The following is a 16,466-nucleotide window of genomic DNA, read 5'->3' on the forward strand; positions in this document are numbered from 1 at the left end:
TGCGGTTGTCTTTCATAGTCAGAATAATACACAACGTTGATAATCCGATGCGACCGTTGTAACCGACATGCTTCCGTCACCACGCCGTGTCTCCGAACTCGCGGGTACGGTCTGTGGGATCGGCGGACTGCTGGTCCTCGGAATCGTTTTCGGCGTCGAACTCGTGACCATCACCATCGAGTCCCTCTCGGTTACCTTCGACTTCTTCGGTGGAGCGGTCTCGGTGTTCATCGCCACTGCAATCATGGTCGTCGGCGGCGCCTTCGTCGTCCGCGACGTGTGGCGCGACCCCGACGCCGACGAGAAAGTCCTCTCGGGGCCGGACGTTTGTGCCATCGTGCCGGCGTACAACGACGCCGAAATCGTCGAGGTTAGCGTCGAGAGCCTCCTCGACAGCGAGTACGACTCCCTGTCGGTCGCGGTCGTCACCGAACCCGACGACCCCCGGACGCGGGCGAAGGCCCAAGACCTCGCCGAAGAACACGAATCCGTCACCTGCCTCGTCAACGGCAACCCCGGGTCGAAGGCAGGGGCAATCAACTACGCCGTCGAGTGGAGCGACGCCGACCACTTCACCGTCTTCGACGCCGACGAACGCGTCTCTCCGGAGTTCGTCCCGCTGGCGATGACGGAACTCCTCGGCGACGCTGACGTGTTCCAGGGACGACGCATCCCACGCCCGAACGGCGTCGTCGAGACGCTGGCGTACTGTGAGCGCATCGCGGTCCAGACCGGCTACGCACTGGGCGAGTTGGGCGGCTTCACCCACTGTCAGAGCTCCTCGACTGCGTTCACTCGCGAAGCGTTCGAAACCGTCGGCGGATACGACGACAAACTCACCGAGGACATCGACTTCTCGCATAAGGTGTATCGGGCGGATTTGACCGTCCGACAGAACCGACGCTGTACGACGACGATGGAGGCACCCCACACGCTCCGGGACCTCTGGGGACAACGGAAACGCTGGCGCATCGGCCACGTCGAGGTCGCCGACGCACGCGCCCGTGAAGCACTCGACGGCGACCTCGGATTCAGCGACCTCCTCTCTATCGGCCGGGCGGCCGGCAGCATGGTCGCCGGTGCGCTGATGCTCATCGTCGTCGCACAGGTTCCCTTCCTCGTCGCCCAAGACGTCGAATCAGCCTTCCTCGTCCCGTACGGCCTCGTTTTGGCCATCGTCGGCTCCGTCTGGCTCAAGGACGTCCTCGAGGGCCGCGTCGTTCGCCCGACGTGGGCCGTCTCCCTCGTCCCGCTCGTGTACCTCGGACACGGCGTACTCACCGTCAAAGCGTTCCTCGAGTACTACCTGACGTGGGACGGGGAGTGGTATCAGGTGACGAAAACCGAGGCGTGAGGGCAGCTATGACGAACACCTCGTCCAGATGACGACACCAGTTCGGAATCGAGCCACCGTCAGACCCGGAGGAGCCTCACCGCGGGCCGTCGAGGACGGCGAGGGAACGTCGTGACCGGGAGCGATGGGGGGGATGGCGTGGCCGATGGACCGCGGCACCACGCTAAAACTCCTCGTGGGGTTCGCGGTCGCTCTGGTTCTCGTCTACCTCCTCGGTGCCGTCATCGGCTGGGACCGAACCATCGAACGGTTGCGAACGGCTGACCTCTACTGGGTCGGCATCGCCTGCGCGTCGACGCTTCTGTGTCTCCTCGCGTGGACGAAAACGTGGCAGGTCGTGTTGGGGGCTGCCGGCGTCACCGTCCCGTTTCGCAAACTCGTCGTGACGTTTTACGCCGCGACGTTCGCCAACTACATCACGCCGATGGGGCAGGCCGGCGGCGAACCCTTCATCGCCTACATCCTCTCGCGGGACACCGAGGCGAACTACGAGGAGAGCCTCGCGAGCGTCGTCACCGCCGACCTGTTGCGGATGTTGCCGTTCTTCAACGTCGGGTTGGTCGGCCTCGGCTACCTGTTGCTCCAGTCGCAACTCCCGGAGGGGACCGAGCAGTTCGCGGCGCTGCTGCTCGGACTCGCCATCACTCTCCCGGTCGGTATCGTCCTCGCGTGGCGCTACCGGGACGCCGTCCAGCGTGCGGTCGTGAGGCTGTTCGCCCCACTCGCAACGCGGACCCACCGATTCACCGTCGACGGGGTCAGAAACCGAATCGACCGACTGTACGAGTCCATCGACCTCATCGCCGAATCGCCACGCGACCTGCTCGTTGCCGTCGCCTTCGCCTACGTCGGGTGGGTACTGTTCGCGCTGCCGCTGTACTTCTCCGCGCTGGCGCTGGGACTCGAGATATCGCTGCTGTTGGTGGCGTTTCTCGTCCCCGTAACCGTCATCGCGGGGTCGACGCCGTTGCCCGGCGGATTGGCCGCTATCGAGGGCTCGCTCGTCGTGCTCCTGACGGCGCTGTTGGCGTTTAGCGCCGACCAAGCGCTGGCCGTGACGACCGTCTATCGGCTGACGAGTTACTGGTTCGTCGTCGGTGTCGGCGGCATCGCGACGTTCTGGGTGCTCGCTCGGGTGTAGGCGTCGGGGGCGTCACTCGAAATCCGCGATGCGCTCGGCCGCGTCGAGTCCGGTTTCGACCGCCCGATGGACGCGGCCCTCGCCTGCGGTCCAGTCGCCGGCGACGTACAGTCCGGCCTCCTCGGCAGTTCGAAGCGTCTCGGCGTCCCCACCGTCGTCCGGAAGCGCGTAGCGCCACCCCTGTCGGTCGGTCCACTCGGGGTCCGCCAGCCGTTCGTCGTCGAGGAGGTCCGCGACCAATCGCGCCGCATCTGCCTTTACCTCCTCGCTCGGGTCGTCGTAGCGCTCGACGGACCACGCTGGCGACATCTGGGCGATTAGAAGCGACTGTCCGTCGGGGACGTGGCCGGGCTTCAGTTCCTCACGCGCCACCCATCCAACCTCGTGTTCCCGGTCGGTGTCGAGCAGCGCGTACCACGGATGGTCGAGTTCGAAATCGTAGTTCAACACGACCGTGTAGATGGTGCGGAACGGGACGGCGTCGACGGCGTCGTGGAGTTCATCGAGTCGGGCGTCGTCCCACGAGGACGCCGCGAGGAGGTCGGCGGTCTGTGGCGCCGGCGGCGTGAGAAGTACCGCGTCGAAGGCGCCGAGTGCCTCGCCGTCGGTGTCGTGGAGTCGCCAGATTGTGCCATCGCAGTCGAGGCGCCCCACTCGCGTCTCGAAGCGTATCTCGGCGTCGGTCTCGGCGAACAGTCGCTTTGCGAGTTGTGTGATGCCGGCCTCGTAGGTCCACTTGTGTTCGTCTCGGTCTTCGCCCGGGCCGATTTTGCCGTCGGCGCCGAACGTCCAGACCGGCGCCTCGATGTCCGCCAATCCATCGGTCGGCAACGTTTCGGTGAGCAGTCGGTCCACGCGGTCGGAGCCGGATTTGACGTAGTTGGCGCCGTGGTCGTAGGTACAGCCGTGTTTCCGGCGGGTCGCGGCACGGCCACAGACGCCCCGGGACTTCTCGAAGACGGTCACGTTCCAATCCGTCCTCCGGAGGTGGTAGGCGGCCGCGGCGCCCGAGGCCCCGGCGCCGACGATGGCGAGGTTCATACTGGGAGTAGGTTCGGCGCGTTCAAAAGCGCGCGCTCGCCCTACAACTCTGCCGCGAGTTCCCGAAGCCGGTCGCTCCCACCGGGAGAGACCGGCCGTCCGTGGCCGACGCAGGCGTGTTCGAACGACTCTCCTGCGACCCGGCGGATGCTGTCAGCGATGCAGTCGGTATCGTAGGAATCCAGCCACGGCGGGGCGACGAAGTGGCCGTCGGACTCCCAGACGAGGTCGCCCAGCAATCCTGCGTCGAGGCCGTCGTTGAGGTACACGGTGTGTCCGGGGTTGTGACCGGGCGTGTGAACCGCCCGGAACCCTCCGATTCGGTCGCCGTCTTCGACGGTTCGGAGGTCGATTTCCGCAAGCGAGTACAGCCGCCTGACGAGGCGGTGAAAGGCTCCCTTGTGATGGTTCCACGGTGGCGACCATCGACGGCGAACGAGGTCCGCGTCGGCCGCCCCGATGTAGACGGGGGCGTCGACGTCGAGTCGGGCCAGACCGCCCACGTGGTCGACGTCGTAGTGGGTCAGCAGGATGCGGTCGATATCGGCGGCCCCGTAGCCGGCGTCGTGGAGTTCGCCGTCGAGCGAGCGGCGCGGAATCGGCAACCCGGCATCGACGAGTGTCACCTCGCCGTCGTCGACGAGGTAGGCGTTCGAGCCGACCGGCTCGGGCCAACTGACTCCGAGCAGGTACACGCCGTCGGCAACGGGTCGCGCCATACTCGTTCGTACGGGCGCCGGCGGTATCAACCCAGTGCGTCGGCCGGGTGGAGGAAAGCGTCAGCGGGTTGGATAGTCAGGCCTCGGTGCCGCCACCGACGGTGTCGGGTTCCGGCGGGTCACTCGACCGAACGTCGCTCCAGGTGTGGCCAATGACGTAGTACGCCGAGACCACGAAGTAAAACGACACGAACACGCCCACGATGGAGCCCAACACGGGGACGACGTTCAACACGCCGGCGATGACCCCGCCGATGAGAACCATCACGAGGGCAGTCAGCCAACCGACGGCGTACCGTCGGTCGAAGAGGACCCCCCGGAGCGTGCCGAACTCGAAGCCCGACCCGATACGGCGCGTCTCGGTGTAGTTCGCCAGGGCGGCCGGCGTCACGTACGCGACGACGAGGTTGAGCGCGAACGCCACCAAGAGGCCAGCGGCGAGTGCGAGCCCCCCGAGTGCGGCCGTGTTCTCTCCGCCCGCGATGCCGAGGAACCCGATGCCGATGGCGAGAAACGCCACGATGGCCGGCAGCAGGCTGTACGCGAAGAGAATCACGAACGCCTTCGCGCCGTCGATTATCATCGCCTCGTAGTCGTCGAACACCGGCGGTTCGTCGTCACCCTCCGAGGTACGGTCGATGACTCGGAGGATGTAGCCGAGCGCGAGGAATCCGGGCACGAGAAGCCACGCGAACAACAGACACAACCCACCGATGACGACCGTCTTGACGACATCGTCGCTCTCCCGTGGATAGTTGAACGCGCCCTCTATCATCGGTTCTCACCCCTCGTTACCGTGGTGAGTCGGACCGGTTCGCTACCGGTGGCCAGACGACGATACGACAGTGCTTCCGGACGTTCTTGATACATGATTACACCGCATTGCGGTCGAATCGAATACGCCGTCCGAGTATATAGCTATTCGTAGCGTATTCTCCAATAAGCAGTGATTACACGGCGAAAGTGGCTTAGAAACGCGTCGAGACGTAGGGGCCGTCCTGGTAGTATCCCAACTTCTCGCGGTAATACTCCCGGACGCCGATTCCGGAGATGACCGAGAGTTTGTCGTAGCCAGCGTCCGCGGCCATGTGTTCGGCTTTCTCCAGCAATCGGCGACCGTAGCCCTTGTGTTGGTGGTCGGTTTCCGAGGCCTGTCCGACGCCGACCTCGTTGCCGTAGACGTGGAGCTCTCGGACGAGGGCGGCGTTGTCGAGTTCGCGCCGAACCGGGTCGTTCGGGAACCGCAGTCGACAGAACCCCACGAGCAGGTCTTTCTCGAAGTCCTCGAAGGAGATGAAGTGCTCCGTGCCGCCGGCGACCTCGTAGGTCAACACGTCCATCTCGACGTTCTCGGGGTCCTCGTCGTTCATGCCGACTTCTCGACACCGGATGCAGTCACACTTCCAGCCGTGTTCTTCCATCCGCTTTCGGGCCAACTGCCGGAGGTTCGACTTCCAGACGCCGGCGTCGATGAAGTCCGCGGGGATGTCGCGTTGGACGCGCTGGAGGCGGGTGTAGCGCGGAATCATCGACTTGATTTCGGCGACCAACTCGGCGGCCTCCTCGTTGGTGAGGGGGTCGTACTCCTCGTTGCGCCACATGTCGTAGGTGATGGTGTCGCGGACGACGAGGGTCGGGTAGATTTTCAGATAGTCGGGCCGCCAGTCGGGGCTCTCGAACAGTTCCCGGAAGTCCTCCAGACACATCTCCTTGGACATCCCGGGTTGGCCGGGCATCATGTGGAATCCGACCTTGAACGCGGAATCCCGGAGGCGGCGGTTGGCGTCAATGCTGGCCTGGACGCCGTGGCCGCGGTGCATCTCCCGATTGACGCGTTCGTAGGTGGTCTGGACGCCCACCTCGACTTTCGTCCCGCCCACATCCAGCATGCGGTCTATCTGTTCGGGGTCACACCAGTCCGGCTTGGTCTCGAAGGTGGTGCCGATGTTGCGTATCTGGCCGGTCTCGTTTTCGGCGATAACGTCTTCGAGATATCGGAACTCGACATCGTCGGGGTCCGGTTTGAACGACTCCTCCTCGCTGGGGTTCGGCTCGCTGTCGAGGTCGTAGTCGTTCATCGCTTCGAGGGCGCGCTTGACGAACCACTCCTGGTAGTCGTGAGAGCGGGCGGTCATCGTCCCGCCCATCAGGATGAGCTCGACTTTGTCGACGGGGTGGCCGATGTTCCGGAGCTGGTGGAGCCGCAGCGTCACCTGTCCGTAGGGGTCGTAGTCGTTCTGGACGCCACGGGCCGCGGCGGGTTCCTCGCCCGTGTAGCTCTGCGAGGAGGAGAACTCCGAGGCAGGCCCGCCGGGGCAGTACAGACACTTCCCGTGGGGGCAGGTGTGCGGGGAAGTCATGATGGCCACGGGAGAGACGCCGGAGGCGGTCCTGACGGGCTTGCGCTGGAGAATCGGCTCTAGCTCCTCGCGGCGCTCATCGGGGGCGTAATCCAGCAACTCGGTGTTCTTCGGCACCTTCGGCGAGGAGTACTCCCGGCAGGCGTCCATCTTGGCGGTTTCGAGGTTCTCGCGGTCGATGTCGCCGGCGAGGATGTCAGCTACCAGCGACTCACAGACGCGCTCGAAGGCCTCCGTCTCCGCAGGGTCCGGCTCCGTGTCCGCGCTCATTCGTTGCCGGGACAACGGGGCCCGACGGTAAGTGGCTAGCGGTCCTCGGCGTCGACGGTCCGGACGGTGAAGACGATTCCGTCGTGTTCGAGACGCGTCTCCGGACCCACGTCGACTGCTCTGACGGGTGCCTCCGCGAGGTACTGAAACACCAGCGGCGCCGACGCAGTGTTGATTCGAACCGAACGGACCTCCGACAGCAGCGGAATCGTATCCCGGAACATCGGTATCGCGCCGATGACCTCCGGAATCACGGGGACCGCGCTCTCCGGGTCGTCGTCGACGCGCTCGAAGACGACCGTCCGTTCGGCGAGTGGACTCCGGACCAGCGTGGCTACGTCGCCGTCGATTCGCGGCGACCCCGCGGGCCGTACCTCGTAGTCGGTTCCGGATACCTCGAACAGCGCGCCGAGCGGAACACTCTCGCCACCGATTTCCCCGTTATCGATGCGAACGTCCTCGATGCGAGCGTACAGTCCCGGTCCCAACACCGGAAGGCTGAACACGTTCGTGATACTGTGGCGACGACGCCACACGCTGTTCGGGTCGACCGACGTGAGCCCCCCGCGGTTGATGTGTGGCGCGAGGATTCGGACCCACCGCGAGCCAGTGAACTTCCGTAATCCCCACCCCGACGACACGTACAGCGCCGTGTCGCGGTCGTTCCGAAGACGTATCGGCGCGCTCGGTGCCTCGGGTGTGAACAGTTCTCGGTTCGGCTCTACGGCCATCTTCTCGTCGCCGGACAGTTGGTGGAACAACCTGACTCCCTCTGGCGTGGGGGTGTCGGCGTCGAATCGCGAGTCCGCCGGCGACAGTGGACCGCTATCGCTGCCGTCCTCGGCCGGGACGCCCACCGGAGTTACCGTCGGCGTCGGTTCGGACTCCCGGCCGCCGCTACAGCCGGCGAGTCCCGCCGCGAGAGCCGCGAGAACGGTCCGTCGGCGCATACCACTCGTTGGGCCGCCGGTGGTAAAACCCAACCGCCGCTGGCGGTGGCTCGTATCGAACTGCAGAAGCGAGAGGACCGCTCAGGCCGAAGCCGTGACGACCTGTTCGGCAAGGGCGTCGATGAGCGTGTCGAGGACGGCGTCGCGCTCGCCGGCGAGGAACTCGAGTTTCGGTTCGCGGGCACCGGGGTTGTCGACGCCGGCCTCCGGCGATTCGAGTTGCAGCGAAGCGACGATGGCCTCCAAATCCAGCGCCGCGTCGGTGCGGATGTGGAGTTCGTCGGTCGCGACGCCGACGACGGCATCGACGTCGAGCCGTCGGGCGAGCTCGTCCAACAGGAGTCGGGTCGGCGGGAAGTCGTAGGTGTGGGTGTAAGCGTCGGTGTCGAGGACTGCCACCGTGGTACCGTCGACGCTCCGCTCGTCGAGGTTCGCGGTCGCGGTCTCGAGTTCGTCTTCCAGTTTCCGGCCGAACTGCTCGGAGACCTGTGCTGCGAGTCCGGTTCGCTTCTCGAACAGCAGGTCGACGATGAGTTCGCGCTTGTCCTCGTAGGACTGATAGAACGCCTCCAGTGCGATTGCCTCTCGGAGTTCGGCGGCGGTGTCATCGTCGACGCCGGCCTCGGCGGCCAACTCGACGTACACCTCGGGCGTGTCGTCCCAGTAGCTGATAGCCGGCAGGTGGGTGAGGTCGTCGCGAACGTCGCCGTTGACGGCGGCAGCGACGTTGGCCGCGACTGTCGTCGCGGTCCGTTCGGCGACGGTGACGAGCGAGTCGATTTCGTCGACAACTTCGCTATCGGCGGGCCGGCCGTCGAGGACGACCCGCGGGGCGCCGTAGATGTCGAGCAACTCGAGGCCGTCCGTGGAGGCGGCGGTCGAACCGGCGGCGGCGAAGACGAAAAGCGGGAGTTTCTCGTCGTGACGCTCGCGGTCGCCGAGCATCCGGGTCACGTCCTTCGTCGCGTCGTTCATGTCGTAGACGCCGTCTTCGAGCGGTCGTCGGTCGAAGTAGTGGTAGACGGCGTCGGCGGAGGCGTGCTGCTCTTTGACGAGCGGGAGAATCGCCCGCTCGACGGCGGCGCCGGCGACGTAGCCGTCGGTCGTCGCGTCGTGGCGGACGACGACGGGTCGGGATTCCAGCACCGCACGGCGGATGGTCGTCGCCGCGTCGCTGATGTCGTCGGTGATGGCTTCGATGGCGGCGTCGTCGGCCAGTGACTCGACGGAGTCCGCGCTGGCCTGGTCGTCGAGGGCGTCGTCCATCCGCTGTTCGACCTCCGCTTTGGCGTCGGCCTCGAGTTCGACGAGGGATTCGGTTTCGACCTGAATTTCGTCGCGTCGAAGACGAACTTCGCCGTCGAGGCGGACGTAGTCGTCGGCCTCGATGTCGGGGTAGGCGCGAACGCCGGCTTCGACGAAGGCCGCGCAGTCGACGACGCCGGTCTCGTCGCGTAGTTCGAACACCGTAGGGCCGGAGGTCTGTCGGGCGGAGACGACTTCGCCTTCGAGCCGGACGACTTCGCCGACGTGCTCTCGGAGCGTCTCTACCGGCACGCGGTCGATGTCGCCTTCGGCTTCGTCGGTCTCACTTCCGGCGGCGTCGCTCTCTTCGGTGACCGGTTCGTCTTCGGCCGCGATGTCGGCGAGTTCCTCGTCGCTCGGATTGCCGCCGGTCTGTTCGTCGGCCTTCGCCTCGGTCGGTTCCGCTTCGGCCGGCTCGTCCTCCGTCGCCTCCTCGGTGGCCGTCTCCGGTTCCCGTCCTGATTCCGACTCGGCGGCGGACTCCTCGGTCGATGCCTCGGTGTCGCTCTCCTCGGATTCCGCTTCGTCGTCCTCGCCGTACTCGTCGGCGAGATAGTCGCCGTCGGGCGAGTCGACGAGAACGCCGCGGAACTCTCGTTCGGACTGGCGGATGGACCAACCGAGGTCGATGTCGCCGTTGTCTCGGATGTTGTTCACTTGGACGAACACGTCGTCGCCGACCTCCCAGTCGAGGCTCTCGAGTCGGCGGTCGAGTTTGCTCCGGTGGAGTAGTCCGGTGACGTTACCGATGTTGATGAACACGCCGAACTCGGCGTAGCCGTCGACGGTCCCCCGGTAGAAACGGCCTGGGGTCAGTTGGGAGGGCTGGTCGCCTCTGAACTCGAAGACGACGTCCTCCTGGTGGACATCGCAAATCGGCCCGTCGGAAGACGTGCCGCAAATGATACAGTCGGGCATTACTGTGAACGTACAGTCGGGGCTTAAAACGGTTGTCGGATTCTATCCGCTACCGCGGGTCCGGCGTGATGTCGATGCCGACGGCGGCCTCGAAGGCCCCGATGCCGCCGAAGGCGAACCCGAAGACGAACAGCGCGGGCACGCTGGCGGCGAGGACTGCCCGCGGCATCGGCGTCTCGTGGACGACGCTTATTCCGACGACCAGCAGGATACAGCCGTACAGGGCGGCGAGTGCCTGTATCGCCGGAACCGGAATCGCCGCGAACGCGCCGGGAGCAGCCGCGTAGGCGATGATTTGAACCGTCTCGCTGACGCCGCCGCGGTTCTCGGCGACGGGAATCAACGCCAGCGTCCCGGCAGCGGCCGCGAGGTGCAACACGAGCGGTGCAACGAGAAAGCAGGCCGCGACGAGGACAACCGCCGCCGAGAGGTAGACGCTTTCCGTCGCCGCGGCGATGCGACCGTACCCCGACAGCGTCTCGGGGGCGAGGAGCAGTCGACCGCCGACGTAGGCGATGGCGACGGCGATGGCGAAGGTCAACCCCGGTGCCTGGTCGCCGGGTGCGACCCCGTTCTCGAAGAACCGTCTCGGTCGAAGTAGCACCTCGACCCACGCCCGAGCGAGTCCGCGCGGCCCGCGGGCACGGCCACCGCTCGGATTTTCGACCCACTGCGTCACGTATCGACGTTGGTGGGGTCGCTGTATGAGGGTTCCGGGACGGAACACGGTGGGTTATCACCGGGGTATTTAGTGAGTGGCGACCACACCCCGGCGTATGTCCGCCCTCCAACGACGGCGCTTGCTCGCCCTTCTCGGTTCGACCGCAGCAGTCGCGGCCGCTGGCTGTATCGACGATTCCTCGCTTCCGACCGACGGCAACGGTGACGGCAGCGACTCCGACGACAAGGGGGTACTCCGAGACGGCGCCGTCGTCGACTACCCCGGGATGGTCGACGGCGACGCGTCCGTCTCCGGCGACGAAGAAAAAATAACCTACGAGGACCCCGAAGCGACGTTCACCTTCCAGTACGCCTACGAGGGTGACACCGACGACCCCTCCCAACTCCGCGTGAGTCGGGACCTCTCCGGGGAGACGATGGCGGCGTTCATCGCCCCCGTCTACGACGCTGAAGCCGAGGCGTTTGCCTACCACGCCTTCGCCAACGAGGCGTTTCTCGAATACGCCGACTGGTACTACGTCTCCGGGCGGTCGAACGACCCGACTGAAACCGGAAGAGCGTCGTTCGAACCTGTCGGAAACGGCGTCTCACGATTCGTCATCGGGCCAATCGACGTGGGGACGGCCGGCCTTATCGACGCCCCGCCCGAGGAGGCTCAAAGCGGGGGCGGGGAATTGACTGGCGTCATCCTCACGAACGGCTCGAGCGGTGGTACCCCATCCCCTGCCCCGAACGTGTCGTGGGGCTTCGACTACGACAGCGCCGCCGAAGAGGTCACCATCACCCACGAGGGCGGTGACACCGTCCGAGGCGCCCAACTCGAAGTCGTGGTAACCACCGACGACCGGACGACGACCAGCCCCTTCGAGGGAGAAGTGGCGGCCGGCGATTCCGTCGCCGTCGACGCACCGCCGAACGCCGTCGTCCGGATCATCTGGGAAGCCGAAAGCGGCGACTCCGGTGCCGTCCTCGCCAGATGGGAGGGTCCCGAGGCCTAATTCATACGGATTGTCGTAGTCTTTTACCAGTCAGCGCCGCTTATACTGGCGCTGACCCCTACATCGTTACAACAATCCGTATCAGTCGTCGGCGCCGACGTTCTGTTCGGCCTCCATCGTCCGTGGGTCGGGTTCGATGTTGGCGTACTCGACCATCCGTCGGCCGAGAGTGTGGATGCGCTTTCGGGCGTCGTCGTCAGTCAGTACGCTGTCCTCGAAGGTGTTGCTGACGCGCGGCAGTGCGACCTGATGTGGGACGACCCACGCGTTGACCGACCGGCCGACCGACCGCAGGTGGTCCAGCGTCGTCGTCGGGAACGACCCGCCGGCGACACACAGCAGGCCGACGGTCGTATCCTCGAACTCGTCGAAGCCGCAGTAATCGAGGGCGTTCTTCAGCGCCGAGGAGTAGGAGGCGTGATACACGGGCGTGCCGAAAATCACCGAATCGGCGGCCTGTACCCGCTCTCTGAGCACTTCGGCGTCCCCGGCGTCGTCTTCGTCGGCGTCGTACACCGGGAGGTCGAACGTTCGAAGGTCGATACAGTCCGTCTCGACGCCGTCGAACTCGCCGGCAGCGTCAAGCGCCTCCTCGCAGGCCAACCGCGTGTAGCTGTCGTCGCGGAGGCTGCCCACGAGGGCGGCCACTCGTACGTCGGTCATACCGCGCGTTGGCGCGGTGGGAATAAATGGGATGTGGTCACTTTCGCAGTCCTGCGACGGGCGTTTCGTCCTCGTCGTCGAGTTCGACCAGTCCGTCGGCTTCGAGGTCTTTGAGCAGTCCACGGAGCCACTCGCGGCCGTACTCGCCGTCTGGTGTGTAGTCGACGCGGACGCGTGGCCCCAGTTCGTCGAGGGTGAGTTCGTCGAACTCCCGAAGCGTCGCGACGACGCGACCCCGCATCTGCCGACGCGACCCCTCGAATTCGGGTTGTGTGGGCACGTCCGGGGCCGTGAAGTCGCCGCTCTCGTAGGCGTGACACCATGCTCGCCACGGACAGCCAGCCTCCTCACACCGGGGCGTCTTCCCACAGGCGACACCACCCAACTCCATGATGGCGTTGTTCCAGACGCGCGATTGGCCGTCGGGCAGCAGCCTCGACGCCACGGCCCCGAATGCGTCGTCGTCATCGGGCACGTCGAAGGCCCGATACAGCACGCGCTTGACGTTCGTATCGACCACCGCATCACCGTCGTTGAACGCGAAGGAGGCGACGGCGTTGGCGGTGTAGGGACCGACGCCCATCAACTCCTGTAGGCCTTCGGGCGTCTCCGGAAATTCGCCGTCGTGTTCTTCGAGAACCTCGTTGGCGGCCTCGTGGAGGTACTTCGCGCGGTTGTTGTACCCCAGCGAGTGGTCGGTCCAGAAGCCGACCACGTCGGCGCGGTCGGCGGCGGCGAGGGCTTCGACGGTGGGCCACTCCTCGAGGAAATCGGTCCACGCCGCGACCACGCGGTCGAGTTGGGTCTGTTGGCTCATCACCTCCGAGACCAGAATCTCGTAGGGGTCTTCGGTCTGCCGCCAGGGGTACTCTCGGTGGTCGGCCTCGTACCACTCGACGAGCGCCGACTGCACCGCGTCGGTGTCTTCGGGGAGATACTCGGCGGCGTCAGTCATCACCCTCCGCTTTCCCCGCCCGGCGTTTGTGTGTGACGGTTCCGGCGGTCTCGGAGTCGGACGTTCCGTTGAACGAAACCCACTTCCCCGACCCGGACCGACCGAGCGGTATGGGACTGGACGACCTCTCCGAAGACATCGAAGCGACCTACGCCGAGTTGGGCGAGGAACTCACCGTGGAACTGGACGCCGAAACGCGCAACGAACTCGCGATGCTCGCTTGCGCCTACGACCCCGACGACGTGGACGAACTCCTCCGGCGTGCGGTGCACACCCTGTTTCAGGGTGCCGTCGAGACGGGCAACCTCGATTTCCACCTCCGGAGCGGGTACGACGTCACCTACGACGAGTACCTCTCGGGGATGACGTTCGAGGAGATGACCGGCGGTGCCGGCGGCGTGAGTGACCAGTACCCGCCGCAGGACGACAACGCACGTCGGTATCAGTTCTAAATACGATTAGGCGGCCGCTTCCGCGGCGTCCGACAGCAACTCGATTGCCATCGTGATTTCGCGTTCCCGAACGTCCAGCGGCGGCAGTAGCCGGAGCGTCTTGTAACCACAGCCGAGCGTCAACAGGCCACGTTTCATCGCTTCGTCCTGTACGTCGTCGCGGCGTTCTTTGGTGTCGAACTCGACGGCGAGCATCAGCCCCCGACCCCTGATGTCGATGGCTCCCGGAAGGGTCGCGTCGTCGAGTTCCGCGGTCGCCTGCCCGCCCCGAGTGACGGCGTTGTCGAGTAAGCTCTCTTCGTGAATCACGTCGATGGTGAGCGCGCCCTGCATCGAGTCGACGATGTCGCCGGCACCCCACGTCGAGGAGAGTCGCGACTCCTCTTCGGGGAAAATCGCCTCGTTGGCGATGGTTGCGCCGACGCGGGCACCCTTGGCCGCACAGATGACGTCTGGCTCGACGGGGAAACCGTCCGACGCCCAGAAATCGCCGGTACGTCCCATTCCCGACTGGATTTCGTCGGCGACGAGCAGGATGTCGTGTCGGTCACAGATGTCGGCGACCTCCTGCATGAACGCGTCGCTGGGGACGTGGTAGCCCCCTTCGCCCTGTATCGGTTCGAGGATGAGATACGCCACCTCGTCGGCGTTGACGTACCCCGTCTCGGGGTTCAACATCCGCCTGAGCTTCGTGGTGTCGCCAGCGAAGAACCCACACTCACACGTCGCCGCCGTACAGCTCTCGTCCCGACAGAACGGCACGTCGTGGACGGGCCCGATTTCGGGGAACTCCCGGCGGTAGATTTCCTTCGAGCGGTTCAACGACAGCGTCCCCAGCGTCCGGCCGTGGAAGGCCCCCTCGAAGGTGATGGCGTACTTCCCGCCGGCCCGGTCGTAGCTGATTTTCAGGCCGTTCTCGACGGCTTCGGCGCCGGAGTTCGAGAGGAACACCGTATCGAAGCGTTCCGGTGAGGCGTCGACCAGTCGCTCCATCAACTCGGGCGGCCCCGGGAAATCCACGTCGGCGGGGTCACCCGCCGTCGAATAGAAATCCTGTCCGGCTATCTTCACCGGGTCTATCATGTCGAAGGCGTCCATCCGTTCGAGCAGTTCGGGGTTGTTGTACCCCAGCGGCGCGGCGCCGACGTGACCCGTGAAATCCATGAGGACGTTGCCGTCGGCGTCCGTACAGAACGGGCCGATTGCGGGTTCGGTCACGTCCCAGACGAACTCGTAGACGTACGTACTCGGGGCGGCGAGCGAACGATGGAAATCGACCCGCTCTCGGGCCTTCGGTCCGGGTAACTCGTCGACCTGCGGCGTCGTCGTCTCGCGGTCCATACACGATATTGGGCGAGTCGCGTGTTAATAGTTCACACCTTCGATTCACGCGAGGAGAACAAGTGCAGTCACGGCGGCGGCGACGCCCAACACCGCAGCGCTTCGGAGGAGAACGCTCCGGGCGAAATCCCGATTGGGCGACATCGCCGACAGCCCCGCTTTCACGGCGATGCTGGCGGCGGTCGCCAGCAGGATGGCGACGGTCGCCTCCGTTCCCGTGATGCTCCCGTTGGAGTAGAGGACGACCGCGGAGGCGGCCGCTCCGGCACTGGAGACGAGCCCTGCCAGCAGTGCAGCGACGTACAGTCCACCCGTGCCGAACTGTGCCTCCGCGAACCCACCAATCAAAAGCACCGCGAGGAACAGGGCGCCGACGCCGAGGGCGTACCGGAGTGTAAACGGCGTGTCAAGTTCCATCTCGATTGTTGCCGACCAATCCGCGGTAGTCGCCGCGACGACGACAGCACCCACGATGACCGCACCGAGGGGAATCAGCGGTTCGTAGAGTACCCCGGAGCCCAGCGTGAACACGATAGCGATGGCCAGATTCCGGAGCGCCATCGAGGCGTTCGCCAACAGCACAGCAGCCACGCCGTAGTCGGTCACCTCCCGGTTCTGGCCGACGTGGTCGAGTATCGCCCCGACGACGGCGGTCGAGGAGGCCAGCCCGCCGAAAAATCCCGTCACGACGATGCCGCGACTACCGTACATCCTGACGATGGCGTAGTTGACGATGCCGATTCCGGCGACGAAGACGACCATCAGCCAGACGACCCGCGGTTCGAACGACACGGAGAGCGTGGCGACCGAGAGGCTCTGCTCGCCGGTCGGCAACAGCGGGTAGACGACGAACGCGAGGATGGCGAACTCGGTTCCGGAGCGGACCTCCTCCCGCGAGAGCGCGTCGGCAACGCCGTGGAGTTCCTCCCGCAACACGAGGACGAATGAGGAGACGACGGCGACGGTCACGCCTTCGACGACGAATCCCGAGGCGACCAACGCTCCGACGCCGTAGGCGACCAGTAGCGACGCCGAGGTCGTAAGCGAGAGGGTGTCGACCTGTCCGAGCAGCCCCTGCACGCCGAGGACGACGCCCAACGCGACGACTAGCAACGCCCCGGCGACGAGCAACAGCGGTTCCTCGAGGATGGTAAACACCGCCGCAGAGAGGCTGACGAGCGAGAACGTCCGGATGCCGGCGGTCTTCTCGGACCACTCGCGTTCGAGGCCGAGAAACAGCCCCAGCGCCGCCGCCAACACGAGCGCGACCACGCTGTCGTCCAACACCGCCGGCCCCAGGGAACTCATCGACGGCCGT

At 65.5% G+C, this 16,466-nt stretch carries 15 protein-coding genes; 4 read left to right on the top strand and 11 right to left on the bottom strand.

Annotated elements, in window-relative coordinates:
• Nucleotides 1-67 precede the first annotated feature (67 nt).
• The gene (locus GJ631_RS10905; protein ID WP_156709193.1) at nucleotides 68-1,354 is read left to right on the top strand and encodes a glycosyltransferase family 2 protein; all 1,287 of its coding nucleotides are present in this window, start codon (nucleotides 68-70) and stop codon (nucleotides 1,352-1,354) included.
• 145 nt (nucleotides 1,355-1,499) lie between these two features.
• Complete coding sequence (locus GJ631_RS10910; RefSeq protein ID WP_231753956.1) at nucleotides 1,500-2,495, top strand: lysylphosphatidylglycerol synthase transmembrane domain-containing protein; 996 nt, start codon at nucleotides 1,500-1,502, stop codon at nucleotides 2,493-2,495.
• A 12-nt stretch (nucleotides 2,496-2,507) separates the two neighbouring features.
• On the opposite strand, the gene GJ631_RS10915 is transcribed toward GJ631_RS10910, so the two are convergent.
• The 7 genes from GJ631_RS10915 to GJ631_RS10945 all read right to left on the bottom strand — a co-directional run bounded on the left by GJ631_RS10915 (nucleotide 2,508) and on the right by GJ631_RS10945 (nucleotide 10,737).
• A complete protein-coding gene (locus GJ631_RS10915) occupies nucleotides 2,508-3,536 on the bottom strand; it encodes an NAD(P)/FAD-dependent oxidoreductase (RefSeq protein WP_156709195.1) in 1,029 nt (342 codons plus the stop codon).
• A 41-nt stretch (nucleotides 3,537-3,577) separates the two neighbouring features.
• Entirely contained in the window at nucleotides 3,578-4,255 is a 678-nt protein-coding gene (locus GJ631_RS10920) for an MBL fold metallo-hydrolase (protein ID WP_156709196.1), read from the bottom strand.
• A gap of 76 nt (nucleotides 4,256-4,331) precedes the next feature.
• Nucleotides 4,332-5,030, bottom strand: a complete 699-nt coding sequence (locus GJ631_RS10925) for a DUF4013 domain-containing protein (protein ID WP_156709197.1) — start codon at nucleotides 5,028-5,030, stop codon at nucleotides 4,332-4,334.
• A 193-nt stretch (nucleotides 5,031-5,223) separates the two neighbouring features.
• Nucleotides 5,224-6,885: a tRNA uridine(34) 5-carboxymethylaminomethyl modification radical SAM/GNAT enzyme Elp3 gene (locus tag GJ631_RS10930; protein WP_156709198.1), complete on the bottom strand. Its 1,662-nt coding sequence runs from the start codon at nucleotides 6,883-6,885 to the stop codon at nucleotides 5,224-5,226.
• A gap of 35 nt (nucleotides 6,886-6,920) precedes the next feature.
• Nucleotides 6,921-7,835, bottom strand: a complete 915-nt coding sequence (locus tag GJ631_RS10935) for a hypothetical protein (protein WP_156709199.1) — start codon at nucleotides 7,833-7,835, stop codon at nucleotides 6,921-6,923.
• Between the two features lie 81 nt (nucleotides 7,836-7,916).
• Complete coding sequence (locus GJ631_RS10940; protein ID WP_156709200.1) at nucleotides 7,917-10,058, bottom strand: OB-fold nucleic acid binding domain-containing protein; 2,142 nt, start codon at nucleotides 10,056-10,058, stop codon at nucleotides 7,917-7,919.
• 49 nt (nucleotides 10,059-10,107) lie between these two features.
• Nucleotides 10,108-10,737 (bottom strand): YIP1 family protein, encoded by a 630-nt coding sequence (locus tag GJ631_RS10945; RefSeq protein WP_370518640.1) that lies wholly within the window; start codon nucleotides 10,735-10,737, stop codon nucleotides 10,108-10,110.
• Nucleotides 10,738-10,834: 97 nt separating this feature from the next.
• Between GJ631_RS10945 and GJ631_RS10950 the strand changes: the two genes are divergently transcribed.
• Complete coding sequence (locus GJ631_RS10950; RefSeq protein WP_156709201.1) at nucleotides 10,835-11,737, top strand: type IV pilin; 903 nt, start codon at nucleotides 10,835-10,837, stop codon at nucleotides 11,735-11,737.
• An 81-nt stretch (nucleotides 11,738-11,818) separates the two neighbouring features.
• On the opposite strand, the gene GJ631_RS10955 is transcribed toward GJ631_RS10950, so the two are convergent.
• The gene (locus GJ631_RS10955) at nucleotides 11,819-12,400 is read right to left on the bottom strand and encodes an NADPH-dependent FMN reductase (protein ID WP_156709202.1); all 582 of its coding nucleotides are present in this window, start codon (nucleotides 12,398-12,400) and stop codon (nucleotides 11,819-11,821) included.
• Nucleotides 12,401-12,437: 37 nt separating this feature from the next.
• Nucleotides 12,438-13,355: an A/G-specific adenine glycosylase gene (locus GJ631_RS10960; protein WP_156709203.1), complete on the bottom strand. Its 918-nt coding sequence runs from the start codon at nucleotides 13,353-13,355 to the stop codon at nucleotides 12,438-12,440.
• 110 nt (nucleotides 13,356-13,465) lie between these two features.
• On the opposite strand from GJ631_RS10960, the gene GJ631_RS10965 reads away from it, so the two are divergent.
• Complete coding sequence (locus GJ631_RS10965) at nucleotides 13,466-13,807, top strand: hypothetical protein (protein WP_156709204.1); 342 nt, start codon at nucleotides 13,466-13,468, stop codon at nucleotides 13,805-13,807.
• A gap of 6 nt (nucleotides 13,808-13,813) precedes the next feature.
• Here the strand turns inward: GJ631_RS10965 and GJ631_RS10970 are convergent, their stop codons facing one another.
• Together GJ631_RS10970 and GJ631_RS10975 are read right to left on the bottom strand one after the other, a co-directional pair.
• Nucleotides 13,814-15,148, bottom strand: a complete 1,335-nt coding sequence (locus tag GJ631_RS10970; RefSeq protein WP_156709205.1) for an aspartate aminotransferase family protein — start codon at nucleotides 15,146-15,148, stop codon at nucleotides 13,814-13,816.
• A gap of 45 nt (nucleotides 15,149-15,193) precedes the next feature.
• Nucleotides 15,194-16,456, bottom strand: a complete 1,263-nt coding sequence (locus tag GJ631_RS10975; RefSeq protein WP_156709206.1) for a DUF4010 domain-containing protein — start codon at nucleotides 16,454-16,456, stop codon at nucleotides 15,194-15,196.
• Nucleotides 16,457-16,466 lie beyond the last annotated feature (10 nt).

Source organism: Natronomonas sp. CBA1123, assembly GCF_009741925.1.
GTDB lineage: Archaea > Halobacteriota > Halobacteria > Halobacteriales > Haloarculaceae > Natronomonas.

Bases quoted from the DNA above. Each gene is read 5' to 3' on its own strand.
- GJ631_RS10905 (WP_156709193.1), top strand. From the start codon at position 68: ATGCTTCCGTCACCACGCCGTGTCTCCGAACTCGCGGGTACGGTCTGT.
- GJ631_RS10910 (WP_231753956.1), top strand. From the start codon at position 1,500: ATGGACCGCGGCACCACGCTAAAACTCCTCGTGGGGTTCGCGGTCGCT.
- GJ631_RS10915 (WP_156709195.1), bottom strand. From the start codon at position 3,536: ATGAACCTCGCCATCGTCGGCGCCGGGGCCTCGGGCGCCGCGGCCGCC.
- GJ631_RS10920 (WP_156709196.1), bottom strand. From the start codon at position 4,255: ATGGCGCGACCCGTTGCCGACGGCGTGTACCTGCTCGGAGTCAGTTGG.
- GJ631_RS10925 (WP_156709197.1), bottom strand. From the start codon at position 5,030: ATGATAGAGGGCGCGTTCAACTATCCACGGGAGAGCGACGATGTCGTC.
- GJ631_RS10930 (WP_156709198.1), bottom strand. From the start codon at position 6,885: ATGAGCGCGGACACGGAGCCGGACCCTGCGGAGACGGAGGCCTTCGAG.
- GJ631_RS10935 (WP_156709199.1), bottom strand. From the start codon at position 7,835: ATGCGCCGACGGACCGTTCTCGCGGCTCTCGCGGCGGGACTCGCCGGC.
- GJ631_RS10940 (WP_156709200.1), bottom strand. From the start codon at position 10,058: ATGCCCGACTGTATCATTTGCGGCACGTCTTCCGACGGGCCGATTTGC.
- GJ631_RS10950 (WP_156709201.1), top strand. From the start codon at position 10,835: ATGTCCGCCCTCCAACGACGGCGCTTGCTCGCCCTTCTCGGTTCGACC.
- GJ631_RS10955 (WP_156709202.1), bottom strand. From the start codon at position 12,400: ATGACCGACGTACGAGTGGCCGCCCTCGTGGGCAGCCTCCGCGACGAC.
- GJ631_RS10960 (WP_156709203.1), bottom strand. From the start codon at position 13,355: ATGACTGACGCCGCCGAGTATCTCCCCGAAGACACCGACGCGGTGCAG.
- GJ631_RS10965 (WP_156709204.1), top strand. From the start codon at position 13,466: ATGGGACTGGACGACCTCTCCGAAGACATCGAAGCGACCTACGCCGAG.
- GJ631_RS10970 (WP_156709205.1), bottom strand. From the start codon at position 15,148: ATGGACCGCGAGACGACGACGCCGCAGGTCGACGAGTTACCCGGACCG.
- GJ631_RS10975 (WP_156709206.1), bottom strand. From the start codon at position 16,456: ATGAGTTCCCTGGGGCCGGCGGTGTTGGACGACAGCGTGGTCGCGCTC.